Annotated in this window: 15 protein-coding genes and 1 pseudogene; 9 read left to right on the forward strand and 7 right to left on the reverse strand. The window is 44.1% G+C overall.

Annotation, left to right across the window (positions count from 1 at the left end; translation table 11 throughout):
- The first annotated feature begins 1 nt into the window (after window position 1).
- The gene (locus HPY31_RS21420; protein ID WP_172142373.1) at window positions 2–598 is read left to right on the forward strand and encodes a DUF1444 family protein; all 597 of its coding nucleotides are present in this window, start codon (window positions 2–4) and stop codon (window positions 596–598) included.
- Window positions 599–661: 63 nt separating this feature from the next.
- A complete protein-coding gene (locus tag HPY31_RS21425; protein ID WP_172142374.1) occupies window positions 662–1552 on the forward strand; it encodes a sugar phosphate isomerase/epimerase family protein in 891 nt (296 codons plus the stop codon).
- Here HPY31_RS21425 and HPY31_RS21430 read toward each other — a convergent pair.
- The 3 genes from HPY31_RS21430 to HPY31_RS21440 all read right to left on the reverse strand — a co-directional run bounded on the left by HPY31_RS21430 (window position 1519) and on the right by HPY31_RS21440 (window position 3746).
- Window positions 1519–2463, reverse strand: a complete 945-nt coding sequence (locus tag HPY31_RS21430) for a hypothetical protein (RefSeq protein WP_172142375.1) — start codon at window positions 2461–2463, stop codon at window positions 1519–1521. The two genes, HPY31_RS21425 and HPY31_RS21430, sit on opposite strands and share 34 nt — an antisense overlap.
- 21 nt (window positions 2464–2484) lie before the next feature.
- Window positions 2485–3540, reverse strand: coding sequence for a DUF2515 family protein (locus tag HPY31_RS21435; protein ID WP_172142376.1), 1056 nt, complete (start codon window positions 3538–3540; stop codon window positions 2485–2487).
- A 65-nt stretch (window positions 3541–3605) separates the two neighbouring features.
- Window positions 3606–3746 carry a hypothetical protein gene (locus HPY31_RS21440; RefSeq protein ID WP_016743472.1) on the reverse strand — a complete coding sequence of 47 codons (141 nt, stop codon included), beginning with the start codon at window positions 3744–3746 and terminating at the stop codon, window positions 3606–3608.
- 101 nt (window positions 3747–3847) lie between these two features.
- On the opposite strand from HPY31_RS21440, the gene HPY31_RS21445 reads away from it, so the two are divergent.
- Window positions 3848–4156 (forward strand): iron-sulfur cluster biosynthesis family protein, encoded by a 309-nt coding sequence (locus HPY31_RS21445; protein WP_242466673.1) that lies wholly within the window; start codon window positions 3848–3850, stop codon window positions 4154–4156.
- Here the strand turns inward: HPY31_RS21445 and HPY31_RS21450 are convergent, their stop codons facing one another.
- The 4 genes from HPY31_RS21450 to HPY31_RS21465 all read right to left on the reverse strand — a co-directional run bounded on the left by HPY31_RS21450 (window position 4157) and on the right by HPY31_RS21465 (window position 6982).
- Window positions 4157–4606, reverse strand: a complete 450-nt coding sequence (locus HPY31_RS21450) for a DUF441 domain-containing protein (protein WP_142496719.1) — start codon at window positions 4604–4606, stop codon at window positions 4157–4159.
- Window positions 4607–4719: 113 nt separating this feature from the next.
- A complete protein-coding gene (locus HPY31_RS21455) occupies window positions 4720–5031 on the reverse strand; it encodes a YfhH family protein (protein WP_015891565.1) in 312 nt (103 codons plus the stop codon).
- Between the two features lie 382 nt (window positions 5032–5413).
- Window positions 5414–6037, reverse strand: a complete 624-nt coding sequence (locus tag HPY31_RS21460) for a cell wall hydrolase (protein ID WP_172142378.1) — start codon at window positions 6035–6037, stop codon at window positions 5414–5416.
- A 228-nt stretch (window positions 6038–6265) separates the two neighbouring features.
- Window positions 6266–6982, reverse strand: coding sequence for a peptidylprolyl isomerase (locus HPY31_RS21465; RefSeq protein ID WP_172142379.1), 717 nt, complete (start codon window positions 6980–6982; stop codon window positions 6266–6268).
- Window positions 6983–7721: 739 nt separating this feature from the next.
- Here HPY31_RS21465 and HPY31_RS21470 point away from each other — a divergent pair.
- The 6 genes and pseudogenes from HPY31_RS21470 to HPY31_RS21495 all read left to right on the forward strand — a co-directional run bounded on the left by HPY31_RS21470 (window position 7722) and on the right by HPY31_RS21495 (window position 12541).
- On the forward strand, window positions 7722–8171 hold the full coding sequence (locus tag HPY31_RS21470; RefSeq protein WP_172142380.1) for a hypothetical protein: 450 nt from the start codon (window positions 7722–7724) through the stop codon (window positions 8169–8171).
- Between the two features lie 92 nt (window positions 8172–8263).
- Entirely contained in the window at window positions 8264–8848 is a 585-nt protein-coding gene (locus tag HPY31_RS21475) for a hypothetical protein (protein WP_172142381.1), read from the forward strand.
- Window positions 8849–8860: 12 nt separating this feature from the next.
- A complete protein-coding gene (locus HPY31_RS21480) occupies window positions 8861–9466 on the forward strand; it encodes a hypothetical protein (protein ID WP_172142382.1) in 606 nt (201 codons plus the stop codon).
- A gap of 153 nt (window positions 9467–9619) precedes the next feature.
- Window positions 9620–10776, forward strand: a pseudogene (locus HPY31_RS21485) (trans-sulfuration enzyme family protein).
- A 137-nt stretch (window positions 10777–10913) separates the two neighbouring features.
- The gene (locus HPY31_RS21490) at window positions 10914–11468 is read left to right on the forward strand and encodes an RNA polymerase sigma factor (RefSeq protein ID WP_015891561.1); all 555 of its coding nucleotides are present in this window, start codon (window positions 10914–10916) and stop codon (window positions 11466–11468) included.
- Window positions 11465–12541 carry a TolB family protein gene (locus HPY31_RS21495; protein WP_172142383.1) on the forward strand — a complete coding sequence of 359 codons (1077 nt, stop codon included), beginning with the start codon at window positions 11465–11467 and terminating at the stop codon, window positions 12539–12541. The genes HPY31_RS21490 and HPY31_RS21495 overlap by 4 nt, the downstream gene beginning before the upstream one ends.
- The last annotated feature ends 3 nt before the right edge of the window (window positions 12542–12544 follow it).

The following is a 12544-nucleotide window of genomic DNA, read 5'->3' on the forward strand; positions in this document are numbered from 1 at the left end:
AGTGATTGAGTTGGATCGACAACTGAAAGTAATCGGTCAAGAGCATAACATTTATCCGGTTTTGCGCCATGCCTCGATGATCAACAAGTACCCGGAGCGGTGGGTTGTGAAGGAACATACAGCAGACACGTACGTCCTGTACGCCCTAGATCAAGGGGAAGGCTACGCATTGATTGAGAAGAGGGTGTTGCAGGAAGCAGGCTGGACGAGCGAGCAGCTTCATTCATACGCGATGGAAAACTTGCGAAAGCTCCCCTTTTCAGTGAAGTCACAAGAGGTAGGGGGCCAGCGCATCCATTTTATTAGTCCGACAGACGGTTACGCGGCAAGCCGAATTTTGCTGGATTCATTTCTGGCGGAAATGGATCAGAAAAAGCAAGGAGACTCGCTTGGTGTCGCGATTCCGCATCAGGATGTGCTGATTGTGGCGGATATGGCAGGGGAAGCTGGAGCCCATCTGTTAGCTCGTCTTACTTATGATTTTGCATCCAAAGGGCAAGTGCCGATTTCTGTCTTGCCTTTTTATTGGGAGGAAGGGGAATTGACCCCATTTCTCGTAGTGACGCACGACTCGGGTACAAAAATTGAAAGAAAGTAGAACAAGCGCGGGGATAGACTTCCCGCGTTTTCTATACGGTGGAAAATCGGAGGAAACCCTCGAATGAAAAATTTCATGATTGGTCAATACGGAGGTTTTGATCAGGCAAAATACGCACGAGATTTTAAAGAGGGCTTTTACGGAATAGAGGCATGCTTATTTGAGTCGGAGATGGATATCCGAATTTTGCAGCGCGAATCACAAGCAAAAGGATTTGCGGTCGGTGTTCATTTTCCGCTGCGTGCAGGTCAATCCAAGCTGCGGGATGCTCTATTCATGGATGCTCATGATCAGACGAGAGCAGAGGCGTTTGAAAGGATAGAGAGGGAACTGGCGTATATGGCATTCCTTTCGCCAACCTATGTCTTATTCCACTATCCAAAGCCTGTCATTTTGGATGATCGTGTCGACTGGAATGTTTGGCGTTTTCATGATACGCGAGACTATGTTTGGGAGCAAGTGTTTGCGTGGTTGGCTGAGAAAGGCAAGGAGTTTCACTTCACACCAGTCCTTGAATTCGATGCACTCAACCGATATGTGTATGAGACAAAATTTTTAGAGGACTTGCTGCAGAAATATCCAACGATCAAGCTCTGTCTCGATACGGGCCGATTGTTCTTGCAAGAAAAAATCGACCCGTGTTTCGATGCGCGCAAGGTCATCCAAACGTATACGAAATATGCGTTTAGCATTCATTTGAAAAGTATGAAGGTGACCGCGAGTGGGGTAGAATTCGTTCACTTTCCCGTTCTTCCCGAATCGAAACCAGAAGAGGGGTGGGCACCGATTGAGGACTACCTGACAATCATCCGGAAGGAAAACCCGCACGTAAAGATCATGTTCGAGCATCGTTCCGACCAAGTAACAGACGAACAGCTCGAGCGTTGCTATCGTTGGGTAAAGGACCTCCTATCTGAACCTCATGAATCCACTTCAAGTAGTAACTCAATATAGCGTCCGGCATCTTGAATGAGCCAGTACGGGTACCTGGGACCGTGTATGTACAAATCTGTAGCTGTCACGAGCATGGTTCTCACCCGTGTTTTATCACCCATCAACTGCGCGCATACCCCCATCGTCATCCAAGGGTATACATCACCAGTCTGAAACGTATCAAAATGCGGGAAAGCGTCTGTGATCCTTTGGTAGAGTAGCGAAGCCGTTTTGGCATCTGTCATGCTGTAGACAATGGGAAACGCTTGGGAAGTGACGTCAGGGTACCATTTTCGCCAGCCGGGATACGTACGATCATACATGGCATACGACTTGCGAATCCGACTGTACATTCCACGGATGCCGAGCTCACAGGCTCTCGCTCGTGAAGCCGCTTCCTCGGCAGCTTCCACATCTCCGATCAACGAAAATAAATACGAAGCATCTGCCAGTCCTTTTGCCACCTCGCAATTGTCCATCAAATATTTGACCCGATACGAATGCTTCGCCCAGGTCAGACCGTCCTTCTGTTGAAGACGGGCCACTGCTTGGAGAAGTGACAAGAGTGCAATGTGGTTGGCATACAGCCAGTCCATACGCCCCGTTGCTCGTATCCATTCTGCTAGCAGGCTAAAATAGGTGGTGTGGTAGCTATCCTCGCTATCATTTGTGCCAGTATCGACTTCTCTGTCCTGTTCCAGACGAAAATCATTGATATAGCCGTCCGCATTCAGGTTTTGCAAATACCAATCGAGATGACCGCGAACAGCCTCTACCTCCTTCATACGGATGAGGGAAACAATTCCGAGGTTAGTAAAGTACGGATTGATTTGGTCACGTTGGGGGCCAAGGCGAAAGGTACCACTCGGCAATTGGCAGGATAGCAAAAAACTTGTTTGATCCAATGCCATTTCTTGCAACCATTTTTCCATGAGGCTGACCTCCTCTCGAAGCTACGTGATTGCTGAGACGAGTTTGACTCCGTATTCGATCCATTGCAGCGAGCGCACATAAGAATCACTGTCAATGGAAGGCAGTGAAGCGGGTTCTTTCACGACCTTGTGCCATTTTTCATCTCGAAACCAATCTACCCCATCTGCCGGATCGTGTCCATAATCAGCCCATGCATCCTGAAGACGGGGACTGTATATCTTCGGGCTTCCTTCTAGCAACTCATGTCCATCCAAGCGTAGTTGGTACTCATCATCTGCGGTGGAAGGAGTAGGATGAGGTGTGAACAAATGCGGCCAATAATCTGCTCGGGAGCCTGTATGAGGAATACGAGAGCAGTAGGAGACCATTTTTTCGAAGCGAAAAGAATCCCCAAACAATTGCTGATATAACGTTTTTCCGATCTGAATGCGGTTTCTGATGTCGGGAAAATGATGAACATGTAACCCGACCAAACTAAGCCGGCGATCAGTAGAATGCGCTTTATAGGGAATGAGCACTTGATTCATAGAAAGAGCAGATTGAGCAACGAATGCAAACGAACTGAAAATGCGATTTAGTGTAAACGGCTTCTGTACGACGCGTTGTTCGATATATTGCTGTTCATTGACGATGAGAGCATGTGTTAGGCGCGCGCTGTCTTTGGTTGCGAGGAACTCTTTCCAATACGATTGCATAAAGACTGAAACACCAAGTGGTGCTAAAAGCTTTGTTAAATCTGTTCCCGTTCGTTTCATCTCCGCATACAGAAGCAATTGCGGATAGGCATCGTGAAAAATCAGCCAGTTGGATCTTTCCAAAAACCAAAAAAACGGCTCGATTGCTTGTGCGTCCATAATAAGCGGGAGCCATTCTCCTTTTAAATCGGTCATGTTCCACCCGCCATTTCGTGAGACCAGATGGGCCAATAACGCCCAGTGAACCTCTTGGTGCTCGAGATAAAAGGCGAGGTATGCTTGTGTGCGGGTGACATTGTTACGATTGGCTTTGGTTGTTGCTTGTCTGATGTGAGCAACCAGGTGTTGCTCGGAAATTTCCGTTACGGTCGTATCTGTCATGTATGGGTAGCTCCTTGTTTTTTCACATGGAAAAAAGCAGGTCCACTGGGCGACCCGCTTTTTATTCAACCAATCATTTCTAGTACGAGAAGCCGAACGAGTAGTTTTTCCTTGGCTTCCTCCCACGTATTCGCAAAAATGACAACGAGCTCCGATTGGAACTCCGTTTCCGCGACAAAAATCCCATCTTGTTCGTAGATGTTCATAGATGATCGTCCTTTCAGCTGCCTTTCAAGCATTGTATGCTATCATGAAAGAGATGATGCATTCAGCATGCTGGAAAATCATGAGAAGGGTGGCATCAAACATGATAGTAAAAGTGACAAAAGAGGCCGAAGAACGCATGGCCAGTACAGATAAGCCCATTCGGATCAACGGTGAGCTAGTCGGTGGCTGCGGGATGAATGTAGAGTATGCGCTGTGGTGGGATAGCCAAGGTCCAGAGGATGAAGTCTACCAGGTCGATTCTTTGACGTTTCTGCTAGATCGCGAAACAATTGCCTATATCGGATCTGATCTGCTTACGATTGATTACCGTGCACAGCAAGGCTTCCGCATGGTTACACCACAACAAATTTTGGCCTACGGTCTTCAGCTAAAAGAGCGCTGGAGTTAATCACTTCGGGAGAAATTGCAAGATAAAGGCGAGAATTCCTGCTGCAATTAAAGGACCGACTGCAACACCACGGAAAAAAGTGACACCAGCGATTGTACCTAGCAAGAGGCCAGTAACGATCAATGGATTTTGGGACATCAAGTACGTTCCTTTTCCCGCCAGGTAAGCCACAAACATACCGACGGCGACGGCCAGTAACGAATGCCAATTTGTAAAAATCTCCAAGATGGACGAAGGATTAATCTTGCCGCTTGCCAGCGGTGTCATAATGCCAATCGTCAGTATAATAATCCCGAGCTGTAATCCGTGCTGCTCGAGTAGAGGGAAATATCGTTCCAATGACAGGAGCCTCATTAAGAGAAGAATCGCTACGGCAATGGATACGGTTGCGTTGTTGCCGATAACACCGAGCGCTAGGAGTACCAAAAGGATGATAGAAATCCAGTCCATATGCGGGTTGGCTCCCTTTCGTTTTTCTTAGTATATCCATCTGCTGTGGCATGTGCCCGGGCAAGAAAAAAGAGATCGGCATGCACAAGTGTGCGAGTGCCGATCTCTTTTTTCTAGTCGAACCATAGTTCCAGCATTCCTACTGGAAAACCTGTCTGCTCGTCCGAATCAGGGAAACGTCCCCAAGCAAAGACGCCGTTGAAATAATCGATTGTAAATGGCTGATCGTAATCAGGCACGCTGTATTTGCTGCCGATTCTGAACTCACTTGTTCCTAAATAGTACGATTTCGCCATAAAGTACTTTTGTGTAATGATCGCAAGCTGTGAGTGATCACCAAGCTTCTTTTTCTCTTTCGCTTCTACGTGCAGGCGCTCCATTTCCTCCTGCAGCTCTGCGAGTGTCATTTGACTGTACAAACGCAACGGACTGCCCCCTTTCCATACAGGTATATTGTAGCAAAAGACAAGGTGTTATGTCTGTATACGGGTTTGAGAATAAAAAAGGGGCACTCCCAGTTGGGAATGCCTAATTATTGGGGGCGATTGAGAAAAAGAACGACTGATTGTTCTATGACTGGTTTGCTCTCACCCAAAACAGTCAATCAATCAAAGCTATTAGCGTAGGCATACTCAGATTGAATGATCGATCTAAACATGCTTACGTTAAAAAGTCATCCAAAGAAGATAATCGAACCTTTTCTCAATGCGTTGAAAAAGTGCTTACTCCTACAACATAGCAAGCAAAAGTAAAACATCAATTAAATAAAAATAAAGTATTATTAAATCTTTTTCTGTAAGTAGCGCGTTAACGAGCAAAACGATGGTTACCGATCTCAACCGTTACAGGACGTGACCAAATCCACTTGGATGTAGCGGTATCTGGGTTAAAGAAGTACAGGGAACCGTTGCTCGGATCCTTCCCATTCATCGCGTCCTGGACCGCTTTTCTCGTACTATCATTTAACTTATGTGTCAAATTGCCGTCATGGACAGGCGAAAATGCATTGGGAGCATAAATAACCTCCCGTACCGTATGTGGAAAATCATCTGAAGCAACCCGATTCAATACAACGGCAGCAATCGCTACCTGTCCTTCATACGGTTCTCCCCGGCCTTCCGCATACACTAACCGGGCGAGCAGTTCCATATCCCTCTCCGAAACTTTCACTTTCCCATTGCGAACTACTCTTGGGCGACTATCACGACTAACCTGCACAGACTCGCGTTTTCCTGCTGTAACAGATGTGATTGGTTTCTTTTCCTTCTTCGAAACTTGTTCCGATGGCAACGTTGTACGATCGAGAACAGGGAGGATTTGTACTGGTTGTGGTGCCATTGCACTTGTCGGTGTGACAAATAAGCATAGCAGCATCAATCCAAAACTGTTCAAAAAGAAGAAAAAGCGCGTTGGCGCTTCTCGTGACAACATAGTGTGAACCACTCCTTTTCGCTTTTTGCGTTTTGATTGCGGAAGCGAATCAGGTCTTTTGCAAGTCTATCGATCTTAATGGAGTGGTTCAAGAGGGAAATGGTGCCATAGAACTATTTACAAAACAAAGTAGTTCGTGAAAGTGTTTTCATAAACAGTGGTTTCCTCGATAAAAAAAGCCACTTTCCCATTGAGAAAGTGGCTTTCATGTGCAGTTTGAGGCTGCTCTTATTTTTCCGTAATGGCAATGGATTTAATGGTAATCGTTTGCTCTGGAACACTTGGTTCACCCGTTTGTGGGTTTTTCTTTACTTTTGTTCCGGCAATTTTTTGAACGATATCCATACCACCCGTGACTTTTCCGAAAATCGTGTAGTTCGGAGAGTTGTCCAATCCTTTCACGTCAGGTCCAGAACCAATGAAGAATTGGCTACCATTCGTGTTTTTACCGGAATTCGCCATGGCAACCACTCCTGGTTCATATTTATGACCATTTTTCAATTCGTCTTCAAACGTGTAACCAGGACCACCCATGCCAGATGCCATAGTATCGTCGCTGCCCTTACTTGTTGGATCGCCTGTTTGAATCATGAAGTCTTTGATGACGCGGTGGAACTTGATGCCGTCATAGAACTTTTCCTTTGCGAGGAAAACAAAGTTATTGACTGCTTTAGGGGCATCCTTGGCAAACAATTCAACTTTTATGTCTCCCATGTTAGTGCTGATCGTAGCTTCATACTTCTTACTTTGATCAATTGCCATTGCAGGGTAAGCAGTATATTTTCCTGGAGTTGCTGGATGTGCTGGTGTTGTGTCAGCAGGCTTTTGTGGTTGAGTAGGCTGTGCTTCAGGAGATTGAGATTCGGGTGCAGCGGTGTTGCTACATCCTACCAGTAGGCTTATTGAAAGTAAAATTGAACTTACTGTTAATAAAATGCGTTTCATTGATCTTCATCCTTTCGATGCTCGTTTTATACCCCACACCACATTATAATAAAATGATACGTATGGTCAAACTTTGGCAAGGATGTGTAAATGTTGAGTAAGAGAACGGATATAGAACATATACAATTTTTTTAGAGAAAATGGGTACAAGTTACTAACTGAGGAATATAGAAATCAAAAACCAAAATTAGAAACAGAATGCCCACAGGGGCATAAATACCAACATATGCACAGGCAGGGGACAAATATTCTCTGCTGAAGAAGTTCAACAATGATTTGAACCTTTAAAGAATACTTTTCAGCGTTTAAGACATTTTAGCAAAGATCCATATTGCAGTACTTGCATGAAGCAATCTGCCAAAGAACAAAGGAGAGCAAATGCAGAAGAAATGAAGTCGAAAATATGGTTCTAATTTGGTATTTGGGATTAAATATTGCACATACGATCTCTAATGCCAAGCAACATAGAGGTGATAAATATGTCACGCTCTTATCGTTTGATAAATGGACAAACTTGTACAGCCCTAGATCAGCAAAGCCACTCTTCGGAGAGGCTTTTCTTTTTAGGGTGTTGATTTCTTAATTTTACTCAGCAGCTGGAATAGAGGATCATTTTAGTAATTTGGTAGGAATCTCCTTCGAGGAGTATTTCTGTGAACTTGAAATTTTTGGAATTTTAATTTAGTATGGGTCAGAAGTAGTAAGTGTAAATAAATTTAATAAATGGAAGGTGAGTTCATTGAAATCAAGATTAACAATCACCATTCTACTTTGTTTCACACTCGTTGCTTGCACACAGAATAATGATAAACAGCCAATGAAGATCCCTGTAGAAATTTCAGAAGTAAAAACATTCTTGAATGATATTCAAGCAGAGAAACCACTCGGCATACAAGGTAACAAGATGATTGTTGATTGGACACCTGACGCATTGGATGAATTAGATAAAAAGATGGATGAATTACTTCCAACACTTGAGCCTGTTGAAAAAGTAAAGCTCGAAAAAGCTCAAGAGCAGACAAGTATCATTATTAGTTTCGATAATGTGTACTTTTATTTCCCCTTAAATGAATCGAAGCAAGAAAAGCTTTACCTAAAAATCTCTGACGATGAAATATACGAGTTAAAAGGAGATGTGCAAAAAATTCAGGAAGTCAAATCATTTGCCGCGAAGAAAGGTATAATATAAAACATTGACAAAATATTACAAAAAATTATAATTAAAAGTAAATTATGTAAATATATGGGGGTATTATGGTGAAAAAGATATTAGGAGGCTTCTTGATATTAACTGTACTAGCAATTACTACATCTGCATTCGCGGGGAAAGCAAATTATTATGATAAAGCTTTTTTTAATGTCAAAGCTAATTTCTCAAATAATGAAGTTGCCAATTTAAAATTTTATGACGGTTCTGCATTGTCGAAGGATGGATTGACTAATGCCGTAATAAATGCAAGACATCAATTGGACTGGAATGTACCAAATGCGAATATCGGGTTTACCAAGTCTGAGCAAAATTTGGCTAATATTCGCGTCTATTCATTAGATATTGCTGATCAGTATTTCGGTTTAGCTAGACCTTTTCAATGGGAACCGAATGGGAGAGTAGTAGCTGTTGGGGTTTACGATGAATGGGATGTTGTTAAAATTGATTTAAATACGGAGGCTATGAAAACATATAAGCTTAATGAGACTGCAAAGCAGCATGTAACATTACATGAACATGGCCATGCAGTAGGATTGATGCACAATTATGACCCATCAGTCATGGCAGAGCCTGTTATGTCCGATGGCAAGATAATTAATTTAACACAAACCACCTGGAACGAAATCGATCTTACAAATTTATCTTGGAGATATTAAGGGGGAAGTAATATGAAAAAAGCAATAACTTCGCTTGCTGTATTCACTTTAATAGCCACAGGTGGTTATTTCACTTTTGAACATTTAAACACAACTAAGGCAAATAATGCGACACGCGTTATTTCATTGTCAGCAACCCACCCAATCTTTAATGATCTGGAATCAATAGAAGATATAGCAGATTCTATTATAGAAGTTGAATTTACAGGTGAACGAGATACAATTTCATGGGGTGAGGGGGAGTATCAAAACTCACTTTCTGAAGTGAAGATTAACAAAGTCTACAAAGGAGAATTAAAAGAAGGAGATTTAATCGGGGTGTATGAACCTGCATACTTCGAAGATGATACTCTTCATACTGTTGAAGGCTACAATTTAATGAGCGAGAATATCAGGTACATTATTTTTGCTAAGGAATTCAAAGACTCAAACTATTCAATAATTGGAATGTATCAAGGAAAATATGATTTAGATAATAGAGAAAAGGTAACAACACAGAAAACAAATAGCAATTATCTGTTGGAATTGGAATCAGAATATTTAGGGGATGAGGAAAATATAAAAAGGTTCAATAAATTGAAAGAGCAAGTGGTTGAAAAATATAATCAAGAAGAGTAAGAATTTGAATCTAGAAATACGTTGTAGAGTTCAAGAAGAATGGATAGGGTGAGAACAGCCCTATCCATATATTTTTTATAACACAAATAGCCGAGCTTTTGCCAATCCGCTAGTTTCCTTTCCAATCTCACATGGTATGATTGGGAGAAAAGGGTGATCAATGTGGCAGAGCGATTTGAGACCAAAACGGTACATATCGGACATGACCCTTTGCGGGGAGTAAAAAGCAAAACGACACCGATTTATCAAACCTCTGTTTTTGCCTTCGAAGGCTTAGAAGAAGTAGAACAATACTACGTCGGCGAAGGTGAATACTTGTACACCCGAAATGGAAATCCCAACCAGGCTGAGCTAGCTCATGCAATCGCAGCTTTAGAAGGCGCCGAGGCAGGTGTCAGTGCAGCCTCCGGTATGGGAGCGATCATGGCGGGTTTACTTGCCGTTCTTTCCCCTGGCGATCACGTTCTGGCATCCCATGAAATTTATGGCGGTACCTATGCTCTATTGCATAAGGAGCTGTCGCGGTTTGGAATCGAGCTTGGGTGCATCCAGCTTGGGGAAACGACAAAGCTTGCTGACCATGTTCGCCCGACGACGCGGCTGTTTTTCGTGGAGACCATCACCAATCCGCTATTGACGGTTGTAGATCTGCCATACTGGATCAAGGAAGCAAAAAGACTTGGCTTAACCGTCATGGTGGATAATACGTTTGCGACCCCGTATTTGGTACAACCCGTTTTATTCGGAGCAGATCTTGTCGTGCACAGTGGAACCAAATACATAGGTGGACATAGCGATGTGACGTCAGGTGTTTTGGTTGGATCACAGGTGATAATCAAGCGTGCTACCGAGATCGTAGTCAACTACGGTGCGTCCCTCAGTCCTTTTGAAGCTTGGTTGACATCGCGGGGTTTGAAACACTGGCAGTGAGAATGGAGCGTCAATGCGATAATGCCAGTCAGATTGCTGCGTTTCTTCGTGATCATCCTGCAGTTGCACGGGTGTATTACCCAAGTCCTACGGATACCTTCTTTTTTTTAAGGCAAAAACAGGGGGCAATGATATCCTTTGCTCTGGCAGACGAGACGAAGATTTACGATTTTTACCGGGCACTTGACTGGATCAAGCTGGCACCGTCTCTTGCAGGTGTGGAGACGAGTGTATCTCATCCAGTTACGACGTCTCACCGTGCTTTTTCTGAAGAGCAGCGCAAGGAAACGGGAATCACGATGGGACTGGTACGGTTATCGGTCGGAATCGAGGCTGTTCAAGACATTCAGATAGCATTAGATGCCGCATTAGGGAAATAATTCAAAAAACTTTGCCACATTATGAAACTTTCTTCCTAAGAAATACGTATTACTTAGTTAGAGTAGTCTCAGAATGCAGTGGAGAAAGTCCATTCTGAGAACATGCTTCAGTCTGGAAGAAACCGAGGAAAACGCAAATGGGAATGGCTATGAAGCAACCATCGGGGCCATCATCCGGAGATTATTATGAATCTCGTCCATTTACGGAACTATATGACGAATATTTTGATCGCGTCAACCGGTATTTACGATGCCGGGTTCAAAGTACGTGGGATGCCGATGATTTGACCACCGTGGTCTTTTTAAAAGCGCTAGAAAAATTCGAGCAATATAGCAGAACAAGTCCTTTCGCATCGTGGATTTTTCGTATTGCTCACAATACATATGTCGATTTTATGCGGAAAAACAGGGAGTTTCCGGTTGACCAGGAGGATTTTCTAGGAGCAGAGCCGGACGACACATGGCAGCCGGAACGACAGGCGCTGACGAATGAAGAGATTCGTCTGCTTCGTGATCGTCTGGACTTGTTGTCTCAGGATCAACGAGACGTGTTGATGCTCCGGTACTTTGCTGACCTCAAAATCAGTCAGGTAGCTGAGGTGCTCGGCAAAACAGAATCGAGTATCAAAATGATTTCTTATCGCGGATTACAAAAACTTCAGAAGATGTATGAGAGGGGGGACTCCGAATGAGAGAAGAGGAGAAGCACCCCCAGGATCATCAATCGGATGATCAGACCGTAACCCAGCTCTTAGCCCATTTGAAGCAGATGCGCGGATCGGTTCCAGTCAATTATCAGCTGAAATCAGACCTGAAAAAACAATTGCTCCAGAAAATGAGAGATCTCGAAGCCAAACAGACAAAGGCTCCAAATGCCGCTCCTAAAAAGCTTGGGAAGTTTGTTTGGACCGGAATCGTTGCTGCTGCTCTCATCCTTGCCTTAGGCGGATTTGTGTGGTGGAACAATACCTCTCTTGCCGTTCGAGAGCATGAAGTACTTACGCTGCCAGCACAAGCGGCCGTGGAGCTTGTTGATATTGATAGCAAAGCCACTCAGCTCGCTTATATCCAAAACAATACAGAGCTGAAAACCATTCCAATCGACGCGGAACTAAAGCCAGTTACAATCAAATTGCCGCCAACCGAAGGCAAATACACGGGAGTTGCGTGGTCTAATTCCGGGAAGAAAATCGCTGTCGTCGAGCAAGATAAAAAATTATCGCGGATATGGATTGTGGAGATGCCGACAAGCTACAGCATGGGAAGCAGCCGATTGCTGAAGGAAGAAGAAGGGGTCGTGTATTCTTCACCAAGCTGGTCTGAACACGATGATTCGCTTGCCTTTACCCGCTCGAAAAATGGCGTCGATGAAATTTGGGTGAGCAGCACAGTTTCGTTCCAAGAGTGGAAGCTTGTAGAAGGCTCTCAGCCTGAATGGTCACCAGATGGAAGCTTGCTTGCCTTCAATAAAGCGGGTGAAGTACAGCTGATGGAAATGCGAACAGGGAAAGTTACCTCGCTCGCAGTGGGACAGTGGGCATCGTGGAGCTCCGATACGAGATTGACCTATACACACCCCAATGGATCGCTGATGGAAGTAAACGTGGGTGTAGAGCCTTTTGTGACACGCGAGCTACCATTGCGAAACCAGTCATCGGAAGAGCTGATCAAAGGAAACTGGGCAAACAAAGGTAAGCACTTACTGCTTATCTCACGCCATGATCAACTGCAACAACTGGTTATCTCTTTGGCGTCACGAAAATGAGCG

Source organism: Brevibacillus sp. HB1.3, from assembly GCF_013186635.1.
Taxonomy (GTDB): domain Bacteria; phylum Bacillota; class Bacilli; order Brevibacillales; family Brevibacillaceae; genus Brevibacillus; species Brevibacillus brevis_D.

Bases quoted from the DNA above. Each gene is read 5' to 3' on its own strand.
- HPY31_RS21425 (WP_172142374.1), top strand. From the start codon at position 662: ATGAAAAATTTCATGATTGGTCAATACGGAGGTTTTGATCAGGCAAAA.
- HPY31_RS21430 (WP_172142375.1), bottom strand. From the start codon at position 2,463: ATGGAAAAATGGTTGCAAGAAATGGCATTGGATCAAACAAGTTTTTTG.
- HPY31_RS21435 (WP_172142376.1), bottom strand. From the start codon at position 3,540: ATGACAGATACGACCGTAACGGAAATTTCCGAGCAACACCTGGTTGCT.
- HPY31_RS21440 (WP_016743472.1), bottom strand. From the start codon at position 3,746: ATGAACATCTACGAACAAGATGGGATTTTTGTCGCGGAAACGGAGTTC.
- HPY31_RS21445 (WP_242466673.1), top strand. From the start codon at position 3,848: ATGATAGTAAAAGTGACAAAAGAGGCCGAAGAACGCATGGCCAGTACA.
- HPY31_RS21450 (WP_142496719.1), bottom strand. From the start codon at position 4,606: ATGGACTGGATTTCTATCATCCTTTTGGTACTCCTAGCGCTCGGTGTT.
- HPY31_RS21460 (WP_172142378.1), bottom strand. From the start codon at position 6,037: ATGTTGTCACGAGAAGCGCCAACGCGCTTTTTCTTCTTTTTGAACAGT.
- HPY31_RS21465 (WP_172142379.1), bottom strand. From the start codon at position 6,982: ATGAAACGCATTTTATTAACAGTAAGTTCAATTTTACTTTCAATAAGC.
- HPY31_RS21480 (WP_172142382.1), top strand. From the start codon at position 8,861: ATGAAAAAAGCAATAACTTCGCTTGCTGTATTCACTTTAATAGCCACA.
- HPY31_RS21490 (WP_015891561.1), top strand. From the start codon at position 10,914: ATGGGAATGGCTATGAAGCAACCATCGGGGCCATCATCCGGAGATTAT.
- HPY31_RS21495 (WP_172142383.1), top strand. From the start codon at position 11,465: ATGAGAGAAGAGGAGAAGCACCCCCAGGATCATCAATCGGATGATCAG.